This is a genomic window from Microtetraspora malaysiensis (assembly GCF_050947145.1).
Classification (GTDB): domain Bacteria; phylum Actinomycetota; class Actinomycetes; order Streptosporangiales; family Streptosporangiaceae; genus Microtetraspora_A; species Microtetraspora_A malaysiensis.
Map to the genome: position 1 here is coordinate 6,716,282 of NZ_CP191998.1, position 22,952 is coordinate 6,739,233.

A 22,952-nucleotide genomic window follows, 5' to 3' on the forward strand; every position below is an offset into this window, starting at 1 on the left:
GCCTGAGATCCGTGCGCTGATCCGTCCGCTGATTCGGCGTCGCGCCATGTGCGCGGCTCCCCGGCCGATGGTCAGGGTCGCGCGGCGCGCGGATCGGGTTCGGCGGTCCCCTTGGCTCCGCCCGCGACCGTCCGGCCGTCGCGGGTTCGCGCTCACCCCCGACATCACGCTCGCCGCCAACGTGGTCGACACGGTCCGGGCGTACGTCTTCGGCGCGGTGGCCCGGGACCTGGCCGAGGAGCAGGCGCAGCGGCGCTCCGGCCTGACCGAGGATCAGTGGCGGGAGAGCGTGGCCCCCTACATCCGCGAGGTCATCGACAGCGGCGCCTATCCGCAGTTCGCCCGCAGGGTCGCCGAAGCCGAGGACGCCGACCCCGAGGAACGCTTCGAGTTCGGCCTCGCGTGCGTGCTCGACGGGATCGCGACCAGGGCGGACGCCGTCTCCTGACGCCGAGGCCGTCCGGTCGTGTACGGGCGGACGGGTCAGGACAGGACGCCGACGCCGCCTTCCACGACCACCTTCGCACCGATGGCGGGCTCCTCGGGGGACGGCCGCCACTCCTGGACCGGCACCAGGCCCGGCGCGACCAGGGCGAACCCATCGAAGAAGCGGGCCAGTTCGTCGTGGGAGCGGATAGTCGACTCGGCCGGGCTGCCCGCCGTCGCCGCCGCGAGCCGGGCCAGCGCCTCGGGGTCGCTGTCCGCCGCCAGGTTGGAGATGATCACGTGGCTGCCCGGCGCCATGCAGCCACGCCAGGCGGCGACGATGTCATGGGCGCCCTCGTCGTCGGAGACGAAGTGCAGGACGCCGAGGAGCAGCACGGCCACCGGCTCCCCGAAGTCGACGACCGCGCGCAGATCGGGGTCGCCGAGGATCGCCTCCGGGTCGCGGACGTCGCGCCGCAGGGTGATCACGCCCTCATCGGCGGCGAACGTCGCGTCGTTGCGGATCTTGACCAGGGGGTCGTAATCGACGTAGACGACGCGCGCGTCCGGGACCGACTCCCTGGCCATCTCGTGAACGCTCGGCGAGGTGGGCAGGCCCGCGCCGAGGTCGACGTACTGCCGGATCCCCTGCGAGGCGACGTAGCGGACGGCCCTGGCGAGGAACGCCCGGGTCGCCCGGGCGACGGTGCGCGCGGCCGGTGCGACCGACAGCAGCTTCTCCGCCACCATCCGGTCCAGGGCGGAGTTGTCCGTGCCGCCCAGGAGGTAGTCGTACACGCGCGCCGAACTCGGCACAGAGGTGTCGATCCCGTCGGGAACGCGCTTCAGCTCCGACATCTCGCCTCCGACGAATACCCCTATGTCAGGCCATCGCGATCATAACGACGGGGGCGGAAGCCGTACAGACCTCCCCGCAAGGGCGTCCGCGGAACCGCTTCTTTAGACATCGATCGCCTGCTTTACCCGGAATGCGTTGACATCCCGGGTAAATGCCAGTGACCGGTTATTCCACTCACCATTGAGAGGTCGGGGAACGGTCGCGAAATGCCGGGCGAGTCCGACACTTCCCCCTTGCCCGATACCGGACACCGGCGAGCACCTGCCGCACCCCCGCGACACACCGACCGACGGGGGCGACCATCCCCGTCAAGCAGGGGCAATGCACCCGCGCACCCAAACAGGATGAGCAAGATTCTTTGCTGACACTAAATCAGAATAATTCACATTCGGCCGCCAGTTAAAAGCTGGTCGATTCGACCGCATTTCAAATGATTTGCTGCGCTAAGGGTGGTAGTGTCGCATTTGAAAGATCACGGAAACCAGTCTGAGGGAGGCACCTATGAGCCTTACCAAAGTCTTTCCGACGGGGCAGTTCAGCTCCTGGGGATGGGGCGGCTGCGGAGGCGGCTGCGGAGGCGGCTGGGGCGGCGGCTGGGGCTGCCGCCGTCGTCGCCGCTGCGGCTGCCGTCGCCGGTGCTGGCGCAGATGCTGGTAGGCCCTGGCTGATCTGAAGAAAGAGAGCCGGCGGGTTTTTCCCGCCGGCTCTCGGCCATCACAGAGGCAGGTATCTCACGTGGAACTGAACCCATCGTCCGACGAGGAGTACGCGCCGCACGCCGACGCCGGGCCCCCGGCATCCCCCGCACCGGCGGCCCGCCCCGACAGAACGACCGCGGAACGGCGTGTGGCGATCACGACACCTGACCCGAACCCGAACCCGAACCTGACGGCGACCGACACGTCGCCGGGCGACGCGGTCGCGGACCACACTGCGGACCGGCGAGGCCGCGACCCCGCGTCCGACGACACGGTGGAATTCATCCGGCCCGACCACCAACCCCGGCGGCGAGATCGCGCGCGGTCCGCACACGTTCACCGGGACCGAGGGAGCGGAGCGGAAAGGAGCGAGGACCGCAGTGTTGACCTGGCGAAGCGGACTTCGCGAGGGCCGCAGTCTCCTTCCGGCGAAGTGACCGACCCGGCCAAGGTCCGTGGGCACCCCACTGGAGAGAGCGTGTCCCGTTCCGGGGACGGCGCGCCCGCACCTGGACACAACGCACCCCCGTCCAAGGAGAATGCGTCTGCCCCGGAGGACGAGGCGCCCGGCATCATCGCGCCGATCATCTCGATCCGCACAACCTTGCGAGAGTTCTGGCCGCAGACCCGCGGCGTACGCCGGCTGTTCGTCGCCGGCGTGGTGGCCGCCGTCCTGGCGTCGGTCTGCGAGGTCGGCGTGATCGGCCTGTTCGGGGTCATCACCGACGAGGTCCTGGCCAGCGGCAGACTGAGCGCCTTCTGGATTCCGGCGGGAGCCTGGATCGGGGTCGGCGTCCTGGCCGGGCTGCTCTCCTTCTCCAGCGCTTACGCGACGGCGCTCGCGGGGGAACGCTTCCTGCTGCGGCTGCGCGACAGGGTGTTCGCCCACCTGCAGACGCTCACGCCCGACTATTTCGAGAACCGCCGCCTGGGCGACCTGATGGCCCGCCTGACCGACGACATCGAGGCCATCGAGGAGCTCGTCGGCTCCGGCCTGGTGCGGATCATCACCACGACCGCGGGCGCGGTGCTCTTCTCCGGAGCGGCGTTCTTCATCCGGTGGGATCTCGCGCTGGTGACGTTCGCGATGGTCCCGCTCTTCCTGCTGGTCTCCAAGGGGTTCACGTCCCGGCTGCGCAACGCGTCCGCCCGCGAACGCTCCAGCAACGGCGCCATGAACAGCGTCATCGAGGAGAGCCTGGCCAACCAGTCCCTCGTCCAGGCGTACAACCGGCAGGACGCCGAGGCGGCGCGCCTGCACGAGGAGGGCCGCAAGTGGCTCCTCGCCAACGTGACGCGGGCCCGGCTCTCCGCCCTGTACGGCCCGGCCGCGCAGATCGTGGAGACGCTCTGCCTGCTGGTGATCATCGGCGTGGGCGCGTGGGAGATCGCCTCCGGCCGGCTCACCATCGGCGGGCTGCTCGCCTTCGCCGCGTACCTGGCCTATCTGTATCCGACGTTCCAGGGGCTCGGGGAGTTGGCGCTCAGCGTGTCGTCGGCGGCGGCCGGCGCGGACCGCGTGATCGAGGTGTTGCACGCCAAGCCCATGGTCACCGACCCGTACGACGGCCTCTCCGAGGCCGGGGAGGACGGCGCGGCGGGCAAGGGAGCGGCCGCCGGGGGCGCTGAGTCCGCGACCGCGTCCGGAAGGACGGCCGTCCAGGCGAACGGCACCGCATCCGGAGACATCGTCGTCGTGGACTCCCGTGCCCACGGACGGATCGAGTTCGAGAGCGTCGTGTTCGCCTATCCGGGCCGGACCAGGCCGACGCTGACCGACCTCTCCTTCACCGCCGCCCCGGGCGAGCTCGTCGTCTGCACGGGGCCGAGCGGCGCGGGTAAGACGACGATCGCCAAGCTGCTGCTCCGGTTCTACGACCCGACGGCGGGCCGCGTCCTGCTCGACGGCGTGGACATCCGCGAGATGCCGCGCAGGTCCCTGCGCGAGAACATCACCATCCTGCAGCAGGAGAACCTGCTCTTCTCGGGGACCGTACGGGACAACATCGCCTACGGGCGTCCGGAGGCCGACCCCGACGAGATCGTGCGGGCCGCGATCACGGCGGACGCGGACGGCTTCATCCGCACGCTGCCGGAGGGGTACGACACCCCCATCGGGCAGCGGGGGCGGCTGCTGTCGGGCGGGCAGCGGCAGCGGATCGCGATCGCCCGCGCCATCCTGCGCGACGCGCCCGTGCTGATCCTCGACGAGCCGATGACCGGCCTGGACGCGCCGACCGCGGCACGGATCATGGAGCTCCTGCGACGGCTCATGGCCGGGCGGACGACCATCCTGATCACGCATGATCTCCGGCATGTGCCCACGCCCAGCCGGAACATCGTGCTGGAGCCTGCCCATCCGCCGTTCGCGGTGGAGCGCCCGTACCTGGACGGCGATCCGGTCGTCCTGTCCTGAGAGACGCCTTTCCGGTGCCGGGCCGCGTGCTCGCCGTTCGCCGAAGCGCGAACCGCGACGGCGGCCCGGTCTCGGTCCCGATCCCGGTCGTGGTCGTGGTCGGCGCGTCAGCCGGACGAGAACCCCCGCCGGCCGGTGAGAGTGTCAACCGAGAAGACGCCCGGCCTGCTCGATCAGGTCGATGCCCAGGGTGAGCTTGAGAGAGATCCAGACGATGGCGGCCGCGAGCGCGGCCGTCAGCAGGGCGGCCACGATGCGGACGAACCAGTTCTGGCGTTTGAGCCAGTCGGTCGCGGCCGTGACCGTTCGCTTGGCGAAGCCGAGCAGCCGGTGCGCCCACGCGAACTCCGTGGCCAGTACGGCCAGCCCGGCGAAGACGACGAGCCAGCCGGGCCCGGGGAACGGCACCATGATGAGGCCGGCGACGACGAGCGCCGCGCCGAGCACACCGACGACGATCTTCAGAGTGAGGCGGCCGCCGGGACGGGCCCGTATCGGATCGAGCCAGCCCAAGGGCTCGGCCGCCTGCCGCACCGCGGCCGCCGCCTCACCACCCTCGCCGTCGCCGCCCAGCGCGTTCTCGGTCATCGCCACCCGGTCACCTCCTGCGCACAGAATAGACAGCCGGGCGTGCACCGATCTCGTCCTTCCGGACGAAACGGACTCCTCCTGCGGGTGTGCCCCCGACGGCGAGACGGCCGGGGCCCGGCAGCCCAGGCCCCGGCCGTCCCTGGTCATGTGTTTCCGCCGATCAGGAGGCCGTACACGTGACGGAGGCGGGAGCCGCGTTCGTGCCGGACCAGCCCGCGCCGAAGCAGCTCCGGCCTCGTGACGACGTGGGCGGGCGGCCCTCGGATGGCCGCCCGCCCTGTCATCGAGCAGAACCGCGGATCAGGGTTCCCCTGACCGGAGCCCCTTGATCAGATCGGCTGCCAGAGGGCGGGAACGTTGGGCGGCTCCCAGCCGGGCAGCGACGTGTGCGCCTGGAGGCACCGGTAGCGCACGCCGTTGTAGGTCACGACGTCGCCCGCCTTGTACGAGGTCCAGGTCGCCCAGGTGGTCTCCCCACCGCCACCGCCGACAGTCAGGGAGAACGCCGCCGAGTGGCCGGCCGACGCGCCGGCCGCGTTGAGGTTGATCGTGTAGGTCCCCGCCGTGGTGGTCGAGGACGTGGCGATCGTCACCGTCGAGGTCTGCCCCGCGGTGATGGTGGACGGACTGAAGGTCACGGTCACCCCGGCCGGCGCGTTGCTGACCGACAACCCCAGGGACTCCGCGTTGCCGGTGACCACCTGGGTGCCGAGGGTCGCGGTCGCCGATTGGCCGGCCTGCACGGAGGCCGACGACGGGTTCACCGAGACGGAGAAGTCGTTCGCCGGAGGCTGGTCACGGCCGACGGTCAAGGAGAACGTCGCCTCGTGGGTGGTCGATCCGGCGGTGCCGACGACGGTCATCTGGAAGGTGCCGCCCGTGGCGGTGGAGGAGGCGGACAGGGTCAGCGTGGAGGACTGGCCGGCGGTGACCGTGGCCGGGTTGAACGACGCGGTGACGCCGTTGGGCAGCGAACGCGTGCTCAGAGTGACCGGCTGGGCGGTACCGGAGATCACGGCGGTGTTCACCCGGGTGGTGGTCGACTGGCCGGTCTGGACGCTGCCGGAGGTCGGGCTGAGGGAGACCGAGAAGTCGTTGCCCGGGACGGCCGTGCAGGTCGGCTCACCCGACTGGGCGTTGACGCTGACCGCGGCCCAGGCCGCCTTGACCGCGTTGAACTCGGTGCAGCCGTTCGGGAACAGCGACTTGGCCGCGTTCAGGGTGGCCACGCGGGCCTTGGCGTGGGTCCACGGAGTGGTCTTCAGGTTCAGGCCACCCATGAAGATCTGGCCGGCCTTCTGAATGCCGATGCCCGTCACCGTGGTGCTGTTGCAGGTCGGACTGGTCGGCTTGCCGCCGCCGGGGTTGTTGCCCTCCGCGAGGAGGTAGAACCAGTGGTTCTGCGGGCCGGCCGCCGCGTGCACCTCGGTGCTGGGGATGGAGGCGCTGTAGCAGTTGGGGTCGCCCAGCGCGCTCGGGTTGTACATGTTGCGGATCGGGCCGGTCCCGGTGAGGTTGAGCTGCTCGCCGACCAGGTAGTCCGGCGTGTCGTACGGGGCCGGCTCGTTGGCGAAGTGCTCGGTCAGCGCGCCGAAGATGTCACCGGTGGACTCGTTCAGTCCGCCGGCCTCGTTGCCGCTGCCCGCGCCACCGGAGCCGGAGAACTGGAAGATCGCGTGGCCGTACTCGTGCGCCACCACGTCGTACGTGGTCGCCTGCTTGTTGTTGGCCTGGTTGTGGCCGAAGTTGGTGTAGGACCCGTTCCAGTAGGCGTTGACGTCGTTGAGACCGACCCGGGCAGGGAAGGAGCTGCCCGATCCGTTGTGGCCGTTGCGGCCCAGCCAGTCGCGCAGCATGTTCCACTCGACCTGCGCGGCGTATATCGCGTCCACGCAGGCGGTCTCCAGGTCGGTGCCCGAGCCGTTGCCCCAGCTGTCACTGCTCTTGGTGTAGGCGGTGCCGCCCTGCCCGCCGCAGCGCAGCCCCGGCCGGTTCGGGTCGGTCATCGAGTACGAGCTGCCGGACCCGGAGGTCGCGAGTGTGACGGTGCCGTGGTAATTGCTGCTGCCGGTGCCGTCCCGCACCTCGTCCCAGGCGTCGATCACCTTGCCGCTCTTGGCGTCCACGTACACGTGCTGCACGCTGGGGCCGCCGTGCTTGGCCGTGCCGGTGACGACGACCTCCCAGGCCAGGCGCGGCCGGGCGGTGGTGGCGTGCACCACCAGCTCGGGGGTGGCGACGCTGTCGGCGGCGGCCAGTTGGGCGCGGGCGGTGCCCGCCGCGGCATCGGCGGTGACGGTGGCCGTCACGTCGAGCTTCAGCGTGGTTTCCTGGCCGGTGGTGACGGTCTCGATGACCTGGCCGGAGGAGTCGGTGGCCACCACCACGTCGCCGCCGTAGACCGGCACGCCGCGGTGGGAGCGCTGGTAGGTCAGGTACTGCAGGCCGCGGGTGCCGGCGATGTCGCGTACCAGCTGGAAGGTGTCATCGGCCGAGGCGTGCAGCGCCGCCGTGTCGGCGGCCAGCGCCTTGCCGGCACTGGCGACGGCGTTCTTGCGCTGCTGGGCGTCCGGCTGAGCGAACGCCGGCGACGGCGGCGGGGCGGCCTGGGCAGCGGCCTGGGAGCCGTCGGCCCCGGCCGCTGAGGCGGCGGGCATTGCTGTGAGCGAGGCTGTGGTCAAGGCGACCGCCGCCAGCAAGGCGACGGCCCCCGACCTCATCGTGGGATTCACTCTCGGTGACTCCTCTGCATGGGGGGTGAGCGGTCCGAGCAATCGGACTGGCCCCCAAGCTGACACCAAGAGCGTCGCCGGAATACCCTCCAAATTTGCATAATTCTGAGATATGGACAAATCTCCAAGAAGGCACCGCTAAGCGCGAAAAGTGGCGCTAGATGGCGAAATTCGGCATGTAGTCGTTCTCCCGCTCGACCGCCTCACTCCGGTCGGCGACCGGCTTGGCCAGATCGGTGTATCGGCACTCCGAAAGCGAAACGCGCCCGGCCGCGTCCGCTCGCCGCCGTAGGCCGAGGCGCGCTGGACGGCTCATCGTGGCGCGCGTTCGGAGCGACCCAGGCTACGGTGGCCTGCTGAGCAGAGAGGAGAAACGATGCGGAGCAGACTGACCGCCGCGTTGCTCCTTCTGCTGCCCGTGTTCCTTCTGGCGGGCGCGACCCCGACGGACGCGCTCACCTCGGCCCACCGGGCCGCCTCCGTCGCGGCCCTCCACGCCGGGCCCGCCGACCCGGCGCACAAGTGGCACGACCTGTCCACCCCCGGGGTGGACCAGCAGCACAGGATGCCCCGGCTGCAGGCGCGGACCGGCCCGTACGCCGTGTCCGGCGGCGTCGCCGTACTTGCCGGCGCCGGGCCGCACCGCGCTCTCCTCGCCATGGGGAAGCACGGTATGGCGGGCCCCGGCCTGCCCGTGCCTCCGGGCACGTCGATCGCCCCGGCGCGCGCGCCACCCTCCACAGCGCAGTGACACGTTTCCCATAACGACAAGCCTGTGGAGGCTCGAATGTCACGTGCGCCCTTGTGGCGTGCGCTGGCGGCGCTTGCCGTCATCGCGACCTCGCTGTCGCTGGCCCTGACCCTGGCTCCGCGCCTCGGTCTGGATCTGCGCGGCGGGACCCAGCTCGTCTTCGAGACGAGGGACTCTCCCACGGTCAAGGCGGACTCTGAGGCCACCGACCGTGCTCTCGACGTGCTCCGGCGCCGGGCGGACGCCCTCGGAGTCGTCGATCCCACCTTGGTCCGTTCCGGCGAGAAAAGGATCATCGCCGAGTTGCCCGGCGTGCTCGACCCGCGTGAGGCGGCCGAGGTCATCGGCAAGACCGCGCAGCTCAATTTCCACCCCGTCCTCGGCGCCGCCGAGGACGGCGACAAGGACGCCGTCGCGGACGAGAGCGGCCAGAAACTGAAGCTCGGCCCGGTCGCCATCAGCGGGGCCGACGTCACGGACGCCTCGGCGTACACCGATCCCCAGATGGGGTTCGGCTGGTTCGTCACCATCGATTTCAAGGAGGCGGGCCCCTGGCGGGAGCTCACCGGGAAGGCGGCCTGCGAGCCGATCGGCGACCCCAAACGCAGGGTGGCCATCGTGCTCGACAACGAGGTCATCTCCTCGCCCCAAGTGAACGACACGGTGGGCTGCAACGCCGGCATCTCCGGCGGCACCACCCAGATCACCGGATCGTTCACCATGGAGGAGGCGCAGAACCTGTCGGTGCTGATCAAGGGCGGCTCGCTCCCGGTGCCGCTTGAGCTGGTCGAGCAGCGCACGGTCGGCCCGACGCTCGGCGCCGAGGCGATCGAGGCCAGCGCGAAGGCGGGAATCCTCGGTGTGCTCCTCACCGCGCTGTTCATCGGCGTCATCTACCGCCTGGTGGGTGTGCTCGCCGCAGTCGCCCTCGGCTGCTACGCGCTGATCTCGTATGCGGGGCTGGTGCTGCTCGGGGCCACCCTGACGCTGCCGGGCCTGGCCGGCTTCGTGCTGGCGATCGGCATGGCGATCGACGCCAACGTGCTGGTCTTCGAACGGGCCAGGGAGGAATACCACGAGTCGCCCCGCAGGGGCCTGCGCGCCGCGCTCGAGCGGGGGTACAAGAACGCCTGGAGCGCGATCGCGGACTCCAACATCACCACCCTGCTCGCGGCCGGTCTGCTGTTCTGGCTGGCGTCGGGACCGGTCAAGGGATTCGGGGTGACGCTGGCCATCGGCGTCATCGTCTCGATGTTCTCGGCGATGGTCATCACTCGGATGCTCACCCACCTGGTGATCGGCCGGATCGGACCGAAGGCGTCCGGTCTGGCGTCGGTCGGCCGGGTGCGGACCTGGCTGACCCGGCGGAACCCGAACCTGATGTCGCGCAGGCGGGTCTGGCTCGCCGTCTCGGCCGGGCTGCTCGTGGTGATGGCCCTGGGTGTCTTCACCCGTGGGCTGAACTACGGCGTGGAGTTCACCGGCGGCCGGATCATGGAGTTCGCCACCAGCCGGACCGTCGACGCCGGGGCGGCCAGGCAGGCGGTGTCGGACGCCGGGTTCCCCTCGGCCGTCGTGCAGATGTCGGGCGACGCGATCTCCGTACGGACCGGGCAGATCAGCGCCGACGACGTGGTGCGCATCGAGAAGCAACTGGACGAGCGGGTGGGTGACGTCACCAAGCAGCGTGACGAGCTGATCGGGCCGAGCATGGGTGCGGAACTGCGCAGGAACGCGCTCATCGCGCTCGGCGTCGCGCTGGCGGCGCAGCTCGTCTACCTCGCGTTCCGGTTCCGGTGGACGTTCGGCGCCGCCAGCGTGGCCGCGCTGTTCGTGGACACCTTGGCCGTCGTCGGCGCGTTCGCCTGGCTGGGCAAACCCATCGACGGCGTCTTCCTGGCCGCCCTGCTCACGATCGTCGGCTACTCGGTCAACGACAAGGTCATCATCTTCGACCGGGTCAGGGAACTGTGGCCGGCGAACCGCAAGACGCCGTTCGACCGCATCGTCAACACCGCGATCCTGCAGACGGTGCCGCGCACGGTCAACACCGGCGGCAGCACGATATTCGTCGTGGCGGCGCTGGCGGTGCTCGGCGGCGACTCCCTGCGGGACTTCGCGATCGCGCTGCTCATCGGCATCTTCGTCGGCACACTGTCGTCGATGTTCTTGGCCGGGCCCGCGGCGATCGAGCTGGAGCGGTTCAGCAAGCAGCCGCCTCCCCAGCAGAAGAGCAAGCGGCGGGCGCCCAACGTCCGCGAAGGGTCGGGCGCGGTGGTCTGAGCCGTTTCGTGGCGACACGCCGGTCGAGGTCTCCCCTCGACCGGCGTGATCGTCTCACCTCTGGTCGCGACGGAGCAGATAATCTTCCGGCGTCCGCCGGAGAGCCAGATCGAGACGCACTCGATCACCTGTACGTGCCATTCGGACTTCGACGGCGCCTTGCCGGCCCACGCACTCGATCACGACGTCGTCGGGAGACGTGGCGCCGATCACCGCGGCCGGGCCGACGGGAGCGATCAGGTCACGGGCACGGCTGAGCTCGTCGACCAGCTCCTCCGGGGTCGTGTCCCCGGCCGGGGCGACATGCTCGGGCCAGTCCGGTCGTTTACCGGCCAGGGCCTCGACGACGCACTCGATCACCGGGGCGAACTCCGGCGAGGGGTCCGGCACCGCGTCGACCTGCAGACGCTGCACCTTCGCCGGCACGGTGGGGGTCAGCCACATCTCGTGCCGGATCCGCCCATGCTCAGCGGGCCGCCACCACACCAGATGCCCCGGAGTCGCGGCGCTCAGTCGCTCGGCCGGACCGGTGAGCGCGCCGACCTGCTGGTGCGCCTCGTCGAGCGCCGTCAAGCGTGCCGCGGCCGGCTCGTCCTGGAAGAGGGTGGGCGAGAAGACGGGATCGCGCACCGCGGACTCGTCTCCGTCGACGAGGCGATCGACCACCTGCCGCGCCTCATGCACGACCGGCCACGACACGACGGTGCGTGACGGAGGGGCGACCGCGTCCAGGACCTGGCGCAGCGCCGCGTCCGCCGGCTCATAGACGGGGCAGTATCGGGCGTTTCCGAAGGCCACGACCCCGATTCCGGTCTCCCGGTGCCATCGCATGTGCGAGCCGAACCCGGGGTAGCCGCCGATGTGGTGCACGAACTCCCCCCACCTGGGGTCGTACTCGACGAACAGGCCGTAGCCGTAACCGGACAGCCCCCAGGGGAACTCCCCGGTGCGCGCGTCGGGCAGGCCGTGCCCGTTCATCGACACCAGCGGGGTGATCGCCCGGTGCTGTTGCTGCATCGACCGGCGGGTGGCCCTGGCCAGCGGGTGGCCGCCCTCGGGCTCGTCGCGTGCGGGGAACGCGCTCGCGAAGCCGTGGACCCAGACGGCGAGGTCCTCGACCGTACTGAGCACACCACCGATGGCGGAGAACATGCCCGGGGCCGTGAACGCCTGGGGCTCCCAGCGATCGCCGACACGGTGATAGCCGGTGGCCAGCCGCTCCCCCGCCACGTCCCGGTAGTCGTAGGTCGTCGAGGACATCCCCAGGGGCTGAAGAAACCTGTCGGACACGACCTGCGTGAACGGTCGCCCGGTCAGCGACTCGACCACCTGGCCGAGGAAGACGTAACCGAGGTTGGCGTACTCGAAGCGGGTGCCGGGGGTCGCTGTGTACCCGATCCCGGCGGACAGCAGCGCGCCGAGCGCTTCCTCGGTCAGCTCCTCCTGCCGGTCCGCCCAGGCGTCGTCGGTGGGGAGTCCGGCGCTCATCGTGAGGCAGTCCGCGACAGTGATCGGCGGGGAGTCGCGGGTGGCCCGCGGCAATCGCGCGAGCATCGGGACGTGCTCTCCGACAGGATCGTCGAGCCTGAGCACGCCCTCGTCCCGCAGCGAGAGGATGGCGGCCGCGGTGAAACTCTTGCTCAACGACGCGATGCGGAAGACCGTGGCCGGTCCCGGTGTCCCCGGGGATTCGGAACCGACCAGGCCGTAGCCGCCGCCGTGAACGACCCGACCACCGTGGACGATCCCGTACGCCACACCGGGAGCACCGGCGCCATCGGCGTGGAATCGCGCGAAGATCTCATCGACCGCGGTGAAGTCCACGGCGTCGAACCCAACGGATCCGTGGTGGGCCAGGGTATGGCCCCGAGCCTCGCTCAACTGGTCTCTCCCTAGTTCTGCGAGATGTGTGTGGTCTGCTGCGCGCTACCCGATGACTCGGTCGACCCCTTCCCCTCGTCATAGAGGACCGGGTCGAGGGTGAGCATGTGGGTGTGCACGCGCGGACGCAGGTAGAAGACGTAGTACAGCACCGCGATGAGGACCAGCCCTCCGGCGACCGCGAGGTCGCTCGGCTCCTGCTGGGTGAGCACGCCGATGGACATGACGATCGCGACGACCGGCGCGATCGGCCACAGGGGCATGCGGTAGGGCCGGTCCTGGTTCGGCTGACGCACGCGGCCGACGATCGCCGACAGCGCCACGAGGATGAACTCGATGGCGAGGACCGCGCCCACCCATGTCGTCAAGGTCTCGACGTCGGTCACGAGAATGATCAGTGCACCGGCGACCCCCACGGCAATGGTGGCGACCACCGGAGTGCCGTACTTGGGGTGCACCTTGGCCAGTGATCGGCTCACCGGTCGCGGCCACGCCATGTCCCGCCCGGAGCTGTAGAGAATCCGCGCGAAGAACGGCATCAGGGCGATGACCGCGTTCAGAACGGCGACGGCGATACCGAGGCTGATGATCGTGTTGAAGGTGTCGCCGCCGATCGCCGTCAGGAAGTACTGCCACGGGTTGGCGCTCGCGACGAGGTCGGGGACCGAGGGCGCGCCGAGGAGCGCCGCGGCCACGGGAAGCACCTCGCACGCGATGGCCACGCCGAGCGCGATGAAGACCGCACGCGCGACGTTCTTCCGCTCCCCAACCGTCTCTTCCGAGTAGAGCAGTGCTCCCTGGAACCCGTTGTAGGCGAAACTCGCTACCGCGATACCGGCGATCAGCGCTCCGAAGGTCAGCGGCCGCGTGCCCCCGTCTCCGATCACCTCGGGACTGAAGAGCACCGACACGCTGCGGTTCGCCTTGACGAACCCGAGGACTGACACGAGCACGACGGCCAGAAGCTCGATGACGAGGAGCGCCGCCACCGCGAGCGCGTTCAGCCGCACCCCGAATATCGCGATCACCATTCCGCTGAGAAGGATGATCGCGCCGAGGACGTTGGCGTCGATGTCGATGACGACCCGCAGATATTCGGCCATGCCGAGCGCGACGACAGCGGGGATGAGTACCGCCTGCACCGGTCCGCTCAGGACCAGGGAGACGAACCCGGCTCCCCGGCCGAGGATCCGGGAAACGAAGGTGTAGTCACCGCCGGCGATCGGGTAGGCGCTGCCGAGCTCGGCCCAGCAGAAGGCGAGCGAGATCCCGAGGATGGCGGCGATGACGAAGGTCAGCGGGGCGCCGGTACCGTTCAGGCCGAACAGGACCGGCGCGATGATGAAGGCCCCGGTCGCCGGGGTGACTGCGGAAACGACAAGAGAGACGTTCTCCCACAGTTTGAGGTCTCTCTTGAGTTCCTGGGTGTACCGCTCTGGTGCGGACGCGCTCATGCGCATCGACCTCTTTCCTGGCGGCCGCAACGTCGCGGGCCGTATTAAGTCACTGCGGGTCAGCAGGACGCGAGCCTCGCATGCCCCAATATCGATGTCAACGGTGTTGACATCAACAGCGTTGACACCTATGTTCACCGGAACTGAGTGCCGCTCCGGCTCGGCACGACCGCACGAGAGGGAGATGGGATGCTGTGCTGCATGAGTCAAGATGCAGCCCCTTCACCCCCGGCCGAGACGCGTCGTGGAACTCGCCTGGACCGCGGGATGATTCTTCGCGCGGCTCAGCGGGTCTGCGATGAGGAGGGCCTGGCCGCGCTGACGCTACGGCGCCTCGGCCGGGAGCTGGGTGTGGACGCGACCGCGATGTACCGCCACTTCGCGTCGAAGGCCGACCTGCTCTCCGCGCTCATCGACGACCTGTTCCTTCGCGAGGTCCGCGCGCCGGAGCCCGGACGCGCCTGGCGCGACAACCTGCGGGACATCATCGTCGACTGGTGGAAGCTCTACCGGCGTCACGAAGGGCTGTCCCAGGCGATGGCCGGTCAGCCTGACGACGAGCCACAGCTGTTCCACATCACGGAGTGGACCGTCCGTGAACTCATCCGGGCCGGCATCCCCCAGGACCAGCTCGGCCTGTTCTATCAGACCATCTACAACTTCACCGTCGGGAACGGGCTCGTCGCGGCCTTCTCCCCGTGGTTGACGGTGCCGGAGCTACGGGACGAGCAACGGCGCGTGTACGCCGCGCTCGACCCCGTCCGATTCCCCAGCGCGACCACGGCCGCGCCGTCCATCTATCCGGAGACCGAGGAAGTCTTCCTCTTCTCCGTGGAACTCATCCTCGACGCTGTCGCGGCGAAGGGGCCAGCGCAGGACGCGAAGGCCGGAAGGATCACATCCGCCGGCTGACTCGTGGCCCGCGGGAGGCCTGACCGGCGCGAACGCACGGCCGGACACCGCCGATCGACGACCGCGGAGAGCCGCGCCGCAAGGGCGTCAGATCTCGGGGAGGCCGGAGGCGGCGCGATCGGCGTCGATCAGGCCGGTGATCAGGGTGCCGGTGGCGGCGGCGAGGTCCCGCAGTGTGGCGTCGGGGATCGCCGGCTCGCTCTCGAACGCGCGCTGGACGGTCCGCGCGAGCAGGTCCGCCCGCTGTTCCGGGCCGCCCGCGGCAGCGGTGCCTTCGGCTCGCAGGAAGCCCTCGAATGTCGCCTGGTAGGCGTAGCCGATCTCATCGACGCTCATGTCGTCGCGGAGCAGGCCGTGCTCGGCGAGCAGCTCGAAGTAGTCGCGCGCCATCGTGATGTGCCGGTCATCGCGGGCGGCATCGGGCGAGCCGGTCAGTTTGCCGAGCAGGTGCGGGTCGGCCAGGAGGAGCCCGCGCATCAACGGGCGGTTCGTGATGGCCAGGAAGTAGACGCGCGCGAAGTTGTGCAGCAGGCAGGTCCGCGGGTCCTGCCGCAGCGCCTGCCGTAGCTCGTCCATCGCGTGCAGCACCTCGCGCGCGAAGACCGCGCCGAACAACTGCTCGCGGGTCTTCCAGTGCAGGTAGACAGTGCCCTTGCCGATGCCGACCTCGGCGGCCACATCGTCCATGGTCACCCGCCGGTAGCCGTGGCGGACGAGCAGGTCCGCCGCCGCATCGAGGATCCGTGCGGCCCGTTCGGCTCGCTGTCGCGGTTCGCGAAGTCGTTCCATGGTGGCACTCACGCACGAACCGTATGACCAGATACGAGATTTCGTCAACCACAACTTGTAGTTGACGAATTTTCGAGAATCGTCATATCGTCACGATCAACGACAGCGGCACCACCTCCGACAGGAGCACGACATGGACACCATGGACATTCACCGCAAGACCATCCTGGTCACCGGCGCGACCGGGAACCAGGGCGGCGCCACCGCCCGCCACCTCCTCGCCGCCGGCTGGCGCGTCCGCGCCCTCGTCCGGGACGACACCACGCCGGCGGCCGCCGGCCTCGCCGCCGGCGGCGCCGAACTCGTCCGCGGCGACCTGGACGACCGCGCCTCCATCGACGCGGCGGCACGCGGCGTCCACGGCATCTACAGCGTCCAGTCCGCCAACGACAACGAGCTCGCCCAGGGCAAGAACGTCGCGGACGCCGCCAAGGCCGCGGACGTGCGGCACCTCGTGTACTCGTCGGTCGGCGGAGCCGAGAGCCAGAACCGGTTCTACGTGGAGCGCGGCTGGGGTCCCATCGAAAAGTGGCAGATCGAGGAGCACATCCGCGACCTCGGCGTTCCCGCCACCATCCTGCGGCCCGCCGTGTTCATGGAGGACTTCACCAGCCCGGCCCGGTTCTTCCAGAACGGCTCGCTCACCGTGCCCTGGCGCGACGACCTGGCCATGCACCTCATCGCCATCGACGACGTCGGGGCGTTCGCCGCACTGGCCTTCGCCGACCCGGACACCCATGTGGGCCAGGCCATGGAGATCGCCGGCGACAGGCTGACCACACCACAGATCGCCGACGCGCTCGGCACCGCGACCGGGCGTCCCATCCCGCACAGCCGCGTCCCGCTCGACATCGTCTGGAAGCACAACCCGGAGGTCGCCAAGGTCTACACCTGGGCGGACGAGGCCTACTTCGACAGCGACCCGGCATCCGCGCGCATGGCCCACTCCGGCCTCATGGACTTCGGCACCTGGCTGGACCGATCGGGCAAGGCGCGGTTCCTGGCGCAGGTCACCGCCTCGCGGGCGTGACACCCTCCGGCTTCCGGCAGAAATCCATCCGCTCAACAGGAAGGGTTGCCATGAGCAACCAGACGGTGCTGATCTCCGGAGCCGGCATCGCCGGGTCGACCCTGGCGTACTGGCTGGCACGGCACGGCTTTCGCCCCACCGTGGTCGAGCGCGCGTCGGGGCTTCGCTCCAGCGGGAATCCCGTGGACGTCAGGGGGCCGGCGATGAAGGTGGCCGAGCGGATGGGTCTCATGCCGCGGCTGCGCGCCGCCGACTCGAATGTGACGGACATGCGTTTCGTCAACGCCGCGGGCCGCCACGTCGGGCGGATCAAGCTGCGGGCCTTCCAGGTGTCGGCGGGCGATCGCGAGCCGGAAGTGCCGCGCGCGGAGCTCGCCTCGATCCTGCTCGAGGCGAGCAGCGACGACGCCGAGTTCTTGTGGGACGACACCATCGTCGCCCTCGATCAGAACGAGAACGGGGTGGACGTCACCTTCGAACGCGCCGAGCCCCGTCGCTTCGACCTGGTGATCGGAGCCGACGGGCTCCACTCGGCGGTCCGCCGGGTGGCGTTCGGACCCGAGAGCGACTTCGTTCGCCACATGGGGATCTATGTCGCGACACTGCCGATCGACGGTCCGATCGACGACGACCGTGAAGTGACCCTCTACAACGCCCCTGGCCGGCTGGTCTCCGCTCACCCCTCGCGCGGCCACGCCGTCGCCGCCTTCATGTTCCGCAGCCCGGCGCTGACCGGCTTCGACCATCGCGACACCGAGCAGCACAAACGGCTGGTGACCGCCGCCTTCGCCGACGATTCCTGGCGAGTGCCCGAGCTCCTGGAACGCGTACGGGCCGCCGACGACATCTACTTCGACTCCGTCAGCCAGGTCCGCCTGCCCCAGTGGTCGAGCGGACGCATCGCGGTGCTCGGTGACGCCGCTTCCTGCCTGTCGCTGTTCGGTGACGGCTCCACTCTCGCCATAGCGGGCGCCTTCACCCTCGCCGAGGAACTGGCGGCCGCCCGCACCGACCCCGAAACAGCGTTCCGCCGGTACGAGAGCCGGCATCGCACCCTTGTGGAACCCAAGCTGCGGGGCTTCGGCTCGGCCACCGCCCTGCTCATACCCGCGACCCGGCGCGGAATCGCTGTCCGCAACCTGGCCACTCACCTGTTTCCCATGATGGCCGCCGCCGGATCACTGCGCCGCCGCCTCCAGTCCGCCTGATCCAGACCAGCGGCCCGGGGTCATGGACGCAGTCTCCCTTGCCAAAGGAAGCGCCGTGTCCCACTTGTCCTAGGACGAGACGCATCCCTCCGCCACGCCGGATCGCCGGCATGCCCCGGCAGGACGCCACGGCGGCCGTCGGGTGGCACAGCGGTCACCGGGGGGTGAGCCCATCGAAGACGATCTCGAGTGCCCGGGCGCGGGCCCGCTCGTCGAGGCGAATGTGGGCGACGGCCCGTGAGACGCCGACGAGGAGCGCGTGGACCTCGTCGAGGCCGGCGTCCGTACGGACCGCGCCGGCGTCCTGGGCACGCCGGAGCAGGACGCCGACGGCCTCGCGCAGGTCCCGCGGGCCCTGGGCCGCCTTGCCGCCGACGTCACCGCCGGCGTCGGTGAACGCCTCGATGATGGCGAGCTTGCCCGCGGCATCGGCCACGATCTGGCCGAAGAAGCCGAAGAACGCCGGACCGGGATCATCCGATTCGGCGAGGGCTCGCGCCCGCTCGCACAGGCGGTCGAAGTGCCTCACCAGAACCGCCTCCAGCAGGATCTGCTTGGTGGGGAAGTGGCGAAAGACAGTGGCGATGCCGACCCCGGCGAGGCGCGCGACCTCCTCGGTGGAGGCCGCCGAGCCGCCCCGGCCGAAGACCTCCTCAGCGACCTCCAGGATCCGGGCCCGGTTTCCGCGGGCATCGGCGCGCGTCGGTTGTGTTGCCATCCGAAGTCTCCACTCCGTATATTCGAAGTCCTCACTCCGTATATACGGAGTCTCCACTTCGGACATTACCGTGTCATCAGGAGGCATCATGGCGCTCACTCCCCGCGAGGTAGACCCTGGTGGTTAATTTGTGACACACGGGCGGATGTTGATGATCTGGGGCTGTCTGGCCGGGATCATGCGGTGTGCGGCTGTTCCCCCGTCCCGGCCGCGAATATGGAGCAGTCGTGTCGATGCAGCCGCAGCCGTGGCCGCAGATTCCGGAGATGACCGCGCGGGTGGCGCGCGCGGCCTCGGCGAAGGGCGCGTATCCGCTGGCCATGCGGGTTCGAGATGAGCTAGGCGAACTGTTTGCCGATGCCGAGTTCGCTGAAGCGTTCGGGACGCGGGGCCGCCCGGGCCTCTCCCCGGGCTTGCTCGCGCTGGTCACGGTTTTGCAGAAGGTGGAGAACCTGACCGACCGGGCCGCCGCTGACCGGGCCAAGTACGCGATGGACTGGAAGTACGCACTATCGCTGGAGCTGGACGATCCCGGGTTCGACCACACCGTGCTGAGTGAGTTCCGTACCCGGGTGGCCGAGCACGGCCTGGAGGAGAGGGTCCTGGATCTGCTGCTGGCCAGGCTGGCCGCAAAGGGCCTGGTGAAGGCTGGTGGTATGCAGCGAACTGATTCCACGCATGTGATCAGTGCGGTGCGGGATCTGAACCGGATCGAGCTGGCGGGTGAGTGTGTGCGGGCGGCGCTGGAGGCGCTGGCCGCGGCGGCTGCGGGCTGGGTCGAGCAGGTGCTGGAGGTGGGCGGCTGGTCGCGGCGGTATCACGCCCGGGTGGACTCCTGGCGGCTGCCGACCTCGGCCACCAAGCGAACCGAACTCGCCCTCGCGTACGGCGCGGACGGATATGCGCTGGTGGAAGCCGTTTATGCGCCGTTCTCCCCACCCTGGCTGCGGCAGTTGCCCGCCGTGCAGGCGCTGCGGGTGATGCTGATCCAGAACTACACCCGGGTGACTGGCAAGGACGGGCGGGAGGTGGTCAAAAGGCGGCAGGCACTCGATGAAGGCGGAGAGGGACTGCCGCCGGGCAGATGGCGTCTGACCTCCCCGTATGACACCGACGCCCGCTGGGCGGCCAAGGGCGATGACCTCGTCTGGAACGGCTTCAAGGTCCACATCAGCGAGACCTGCCACACCATGGCCCGCAGTTCGGCCGGCAGTTCCCACTCGATGGAGGCAAGCGACGGGCGCGATGTCACGAACAGGGACCCGGGCAACACAGACCCGGTGAGCGAGGAGCCGGAGAACGGGGAGGATCGCCTCCCGCCCAACCTGATCACGAACGTGTCGACCACGGACGCGACCGTGCCGGACGTGGCGATGACCAGCATCATCCACCAGGCGTTGCGGCGGCGCGGCCTGCTGCCGGCCGAGCACTACGTGGACTCGGGGTACGCCGCCGCGGAGCTGCTGGTCACCTCTCGCACGGTCTACGGCCTGGCGTTGATCACCCCGGTCCTGCTCGATCACTCCTCGCAGGCCCGTGCCGGTGCAGGGTTCGACCGCACCGCGTTCACGGTCGACTGGAAGAGCGAGCAGGTCACTTGCCCGCAGGGCCAGGTCAGCGCCTCGTGGAGCCCGTGCACCCAGCGCGGTGCCGAGGCGATCGTGGTCAAGTTCCCCGGCGAGAGCTGTCGGGCATGCCCGGTCCGGGCTTCGTGTACCACGGCGCGGAAGGGTGGCCGTCAGCTCACGTTGCGTCCGCGTGAGCTGCAGCGAGCCCTTGATCAAGCGCGCAGCGAGCAGAACACCAAGGATTGGCAGGCCAAATACGCTCTCCGCGCGGGAGTCGAGGGCACTATGCATCAAGCTGTCGCGGTCACCGGGATGCGCCGGGCCCGCTACCGGGGTCTGAAGAAGGTCCATCTCGACCACGTCTTCTCCGCGGTCGCACTCAACCTGATCCGTCTGGATGCCTGGTGGAACGGCCATGCGCTGGACCGCACCCGCACCAGCCACCTCGCTCGACTCGAACTCACCCTCGCCGCCTGATCGAATTAGCCACCAGAGTCGAGGTATTCCTCAAACTCGTGTGGGGCGTCTCGGAGGGGCGCTGGGACGAACTGCCCGATCTGTACGCGGAGCAGACCTACGTCGAACATCCATTCGCGCCCTCCGGCGACAAACCGCTGCGCACCCGCGAGGAACTGCGCGAGCACTTTTCGGCCGGCAAACGTCTGCCGCCGCTTCGCCAGGAGCCGGCCAACATCACCGTGCACGAGACCGCCGATCCCGAGGTGATCGTCGCCGAATTCGAATACCGAGGGACGACCGAGGGGGGTGAACCCTACCGGGTCCCCTGCGTCTTCATCCTCCGCGTGCGGGACGGGAAGATCGTCAGCTCTCGTGACTACATCGACCACATCTCCTCGGCTCGCCGCCGAGGAGGTCTCGATGAGCTCATCGAGACCCTGCGATCATGACCGAAGGGCGCCGGGCGGTTCGGAGACACCCAAGCGTGGCGGGCACACAGCCGACGCGGCTCCGCCGGTAGGCCATGCGGCGAAGATCGCCGCGCCTATGCCGTCACCTCCTCCGTTCCGGTTGCCGGAAGGCTCCGGGCGGGGACCGTCCACCCCGCTCAGATCAGCCCCTCGGCGCGGCAGGCCGTACGGACCGGCGGGGGTGCGCAGATCTCGGCGGCCGTCCAGTAGCCGTCCTTGATCACGGTCTCCTTGACGTTGCCCCTGTCGACCACGACGGGCGCGATCATGGTCGAGGGGATCGACACGACCGTCCCGTTGGAGAGCGCGGCCGTCCCGGACACCGTCCTTCCCACACCGAGATCGACGGCGATCCGGGCCGCGCTCCGCGCCACCGACCTGATCGGCAGGTAGACCGTCATCGTCTGCGCGCCCAGCAGGATCCTCCGTACCGCCTCCAGTTCCGCGCCCCGGCCGGTGAGCGGCGTGCCCGGTGTGACGCCCGCGTACCGCAGGACGGTGGCGATGCCGTCCGCCATGGCGTCACTGGCCGCGTAGATGCCGATCACCCGGTCGGCGCCGAGCGCGGTGAACGCGCCGTTCACCGCCACCCCTGCCCGGTACGGACTCCAGCCGGGCGCGTCGTACTCCCTGCCGATCGTCACCTGCCCGTCCAGGACCTGGTGCGCCCCCTTCTTGAGGTCGCCCGCGTGCTGGTCGGCGGGCGAGCCGTTGACCATCACGATCTCGCCGCGCCTGGGGTCCCCGCCGATCCTGATCGCGTCGAGGAGGGAACGGCCCTGCATCCGGCCCGCCTGAATATTGTCGAACGAGGCGTAGGCGTCCACCGGACCGCTCGCGAGCCGGTCGTACGCGACGACCCGCGCCCCCTGATTCTTGGCGAGGGCGACCCAGGCCGCGATGCCCTTGGGCTCCACCGGATCGAGGATCAAGACCTTCACGCCCGCCGCCAGCATCGAGGCGAGCTGCCGCTGCTGCCGCTTCGGCTCTCCGCCCGCGTTGCGGTACACCACCTCGCACTTCGGGCACAGCTCGGCGACGCGCTGGACGATGTACGGCCGATCGAACTTCTCGTAGCGCGGCGCCTTGGCGTCGGGCAGCAGCAGGCCGATCGAGAAGCCTTCGCTCAGGGAGCCGACGGCGGTGCTGGCGGGGTCCCCTCCTGATTGCCAGGTCGTAGCGCACGATTCCAGACCCATGAGAACAACCACGACTCCCGGCATGAGCCGGCGAACCAGATTTCTGCCCACGGCGAAACCCCTTCAGCCTGTTCGGCCCTGCCGTACCCGGACATCATGGACATAACGCCTGATGGCGGGCGGCGCGGAGCTGTTCTTTGCGACCGCCGTACCGGGCACCACACAGGCCATGAACAGGAACGGGAGTGATCAGGACCGGCGGACCGTTCCGGAACGAGGCGCGCCAGGCTCCGCCTCCGGCTCGATTTCGACGTGATCGACTGATCCACTGAGGCGCTAAGTTGTGAGAGACTCCACCATTGCGGGGCGGTAGCTCAGCCGGTCAGAGCATCGGACTCATAATCCGTGGGTCGTGGGTTCAAGTCCCACCCGCCCTACTCAGTTTGATCAGTGAATATAGCCCCTGACCTGCGATTTCTCGATGCGCGCCGATCTCGGCCCGAGAAGCAGGCTCCTGTTGGTTGCTCGCTGTTTGCTCGCGTGTACGCCGCCGGGAAGCTCAACCAGC

The 22,952-nt window shown here is 69.5% G+C and carries 18 protein-coding genes and 1 tRNA gene; 10 read left to right on the forward strand and 9 right to left on the reverse strand.

Annotated elements, in window-relative coordinates:
• Positions 1-46 precede the first annotated feature (46 nt).
• Complete coding sequence (locus ACQP1V_RS31655) at positions 47-448, forward strand: TetR/AcrR family transcriptional regulator C-terminal domain-containing protein (protein WP_433413647.1); 402 nt, start codon at positions 47-49, stop codon at positions 446-448.
• A 35-nt stretch (positions 449-483) separates the two neighbouring features.
• Here ACQP1V_RS31655 and ACQP1V_RS31660 read toward each other — a convergent pair whose 3' ends face one another.
• Entirely contained in the window at positions 484-1,284 is an 801-nt protein-coding gene (locus tag ACQP1V_RS31660) for an SAM-dependent methyltransferase (protein WP_433413648.1), read from the reverse strand.
• A gap of 1,177 nt (positions 1,285-2,461) precedes the next feature.
• On the opposite strand from ACQP1V_RS31660, the gene ACQP1V_RS31665 reads away from it, so the two are divergent.
• Positions 2,462-4,399: an ABC transporter ATP-binding protein gene (locus ACQP1V_RS31665; RefSeq protein WP_433413649.1), complete on the forward strand. Its 1,938-nt coding sequence runs from the start codon at positions 2,462-2,464 to the stop codon at positions 4,397-4,399.
• A gap of 144 nt (positions 4,400-4,543) precedes the next feature.
• On the opposite strand, the gene ACQP1V_RS31670 is transcribed toward ACQP1V_RS31665, so the two are convergent.
• From ACQP1V_RS31670 to ACQP1V_RS31680, 3 genes are all read right to left on the reverse strand, one after another.
• Complete coding sequence (locus tag ACQP1V_RS31670) at positions 4,544-4,987, reverse strand: TIGR02611 family protein (RefSeq protein WP_433426026.1); 444 nt, start codon at positions 4,985-4,987, stop codon at positions 4,544-4,546.
• A gap of 332 nt (positions 4,988-5,319) precedes the next feature.
• Entirely contained in the window at positions 5,320-7,722 is a 2,403-nt protein-coding gene (locus tag ACQP1V_RS31675; RefSeq protein ID WP_433413650.1) for a M4 family metallopeptidase, read from the reverse strand.
• Between the two features lie 157 nt (positions 7,723-7,879).
• The gene (locus tag ACQP1V_RS31680; protein ID WP_433413651.1) at positions 7,880-8,038 is read right to left on the reverse strand and encodes a hypothetical protein; all 159 of its coding nucleotides are present in this window, start codon (positions 8,036-8,038) and stop codon (positions 7,880-7,882) included.
• A 60-nt stretch (positions 8,039-8,098) separates the two neighbouring features.
• Here ACQP1V_RS31680 and ACQP1V_RS31685 point away from each other — a divergent pair, with 60 nt between their 5' ends.
• Both ACQP1V_RS31685 and secD read left to right on the forward strand, forming a co-directional pair.
• Entirely contained in the window at positions 8,099-8,473 is a 375-nt protein-coding gene (locus ACQP1V_RS31685) for a hypothetical protein (RefSeq protein ID WP_387417558.1), read from the forward strand.
• A 36-nt stretch (positions 8,474-8,509) separates the two neighbouring features.
• Complete coding sequence (gene secD / locus ACQP1V_RS31690) at positions 8,510-10,756, forward strand: protein translocase subunit SecD (RefSeq protein ID WP_433413653.1); 2,247 nt, start codon at positions 8,510-8,512, stop codon at positions 10,754-10,756.
• A 54-nt stretch (positions 10,757-10,810) separates the two neighbouring features.
• On the opposite strand, the gene ACQP1V_RS31695 is transcribed toward secD, so the two are convergent.
• Positions 10,811-12,637, reverse strand: a complete 1,827-nt coding sequence (locus ACQP1V_RS31695; RefSeq protein WP_433413655.1) for a serine hydrolase domain-containing protein — start codon at positions 12,635-12,637, stop codon at positions 10,811-10,813.
• A gap of 11 nt (positions 12,638-12,648) precedes the next feature.
• Complete coding sequence (locus tag ACQP1V_RS31700; RefSeq protein ID WP_433413656.1) at positions 12,649-14,229, reverse strand: APC family permease; 1,581 nt, start codon at positions 14,227-14,229, stop codon at positions 12,649-12,651.
• 129 nt (positions 14,230-14,358) lie between these two features.
• Here ACQP1V_RS31700 and ACQP1V_RS31705 point away from each other — a divergent pair, with 129 nt between their 5' ends.
• Complete coding sequence (locus tag ACQP1V_RS31705) at positions 14,359-15,003, forward strand: TetR/AcrR family transcriptional regulator (protein ID WP_387417554.1); 645 nt, start codon at positions 14,359-14,361, stop codon at positions 15,001-15,003.
• Positions 15,004-15,090: 87 nt separating this feature from the next.
• Here ACQP1V_RS31705 and ACQP1V_RS31710 read toward each other — a convergent pair whose 3' ends face one another.
• Positions 15,091-15,804 (reverse strand): TetR/AcrR family transcriptional regulator, encoded by a 714-nt coding sequence (locus ACQP1V_RS31710; protein ID WP_433413657.1) that lies wholly within the window; start codon positions 15,802-15,804, stop codon positions 15,091-15,093.
• 121 nt (positions 15,805-15,925) lie between these two features.
• Here ACQP1V_RS31710 and ACQP1V_RS31715 point away from each other — a divergent pair, with 121 nt between their 5' ends.
• Positions 15,926-16,822, forward strand: a complete 897-nt coding sequence (locus ACQP1V_RS31715) for an NmrA/HSCARG family protein (protein ID WP_433413658.1) — start codon at positions 15,926-15,928, stop codon at positions 16,820-16,822.
• Between the two features lie 50 nt (positions 16,823-16,872).
• Positions 16,873-18,030: an FAD-dependent monooxygenase gene (locus ACQP1V_RS31720; protein WP_433413659.1), complete on the forward strand. Its 1,158-nt coding sequence runs from the start codon at positions 16,873-16,875 to the stop codon at positions 18,028-18,030.
• A 154-nt stretch (positions 18,031-18,184) separates the two neighbouring features.
• Here the strand turns inward: ACQP1V_RS31720 and ACQP1V_RS31725 are convergent, their stop codons facing one another.
• The gene (locus ACQP1V_RS31725; protein ID WP_433413661.1) at positions 18,185-18,748 is read right to left on the reverse strand and encodes a TetR/AcrR family transcriptional regulator; all 564 of its coding nucleotides are present in this window, start codon (positions 18,746-18,748) and stop codon (positions 18,185-18,187) included.
• Between the two features lie 233 nt (positions 18,749-18,981).
• Here ACQP1V_RS31725 and ACQP1V_RS31730 point away from each other — a divergent pair, with 233 nt between their 5' ends.
• Together ACQP1V_RS31730 and ACQP1V_RS31735 are read left to right on the forward strand one after the other, a co-directional pair.
• Positions 18,982-20,793, forward strand: a complete 1,812-nt coding sequence (locus tag ACQP1V_RS31730; protein WP_433425761.1) for a transposase — start codon at positions 18,982-18,984, stop codon at positions 20,791-20,793.
• Between the two features lie 38 nt (positions 20,794-20,831).
• Positions 20,832-21,224: a nuclear transport factor 2 family protein gene (locus ACQP1V_RS31735; RefSeq protein ID WP_433413662.1), complete on the forward strand. Its 393-nt coding sequence runs from the start codon at positions 20,832-20,834 to the stop codon at positions 21,222-21,224.
• 158 nt (positions 21,225-21,382) lie between these two features.
• Here the strand turns inward: ACQP1V_RS31735 and ACQP1V_RS31740 are convergent, their stop codons facing one another.
• Positions 21,383-22,444 (reverse strand): sugar ABC transporter substrate-binding protein, encoded by a 1,062-nt coding sequence (locus tag ACQP1V_RS31740; protein WP_433413663.1) that lies wholly within the window; start codon positions 22,442-22,444, stop codon positions 21,383-21,385.
• A gap of 303 nt (positions 22,445-22,747) precedes the next feature.
• On the opposite strand from ACQP1V_RS31740, the gene ACQP1V_RS31745 reads away from it, so the two are divergent.
• Positions 22,748-22,821 (forward strand) — tRNA-Ile (locus tag ACQP1V_RS31745).
• The last annotated feature ends 131 nt before the right edge of the window (positions 22,822-22,952 follow it).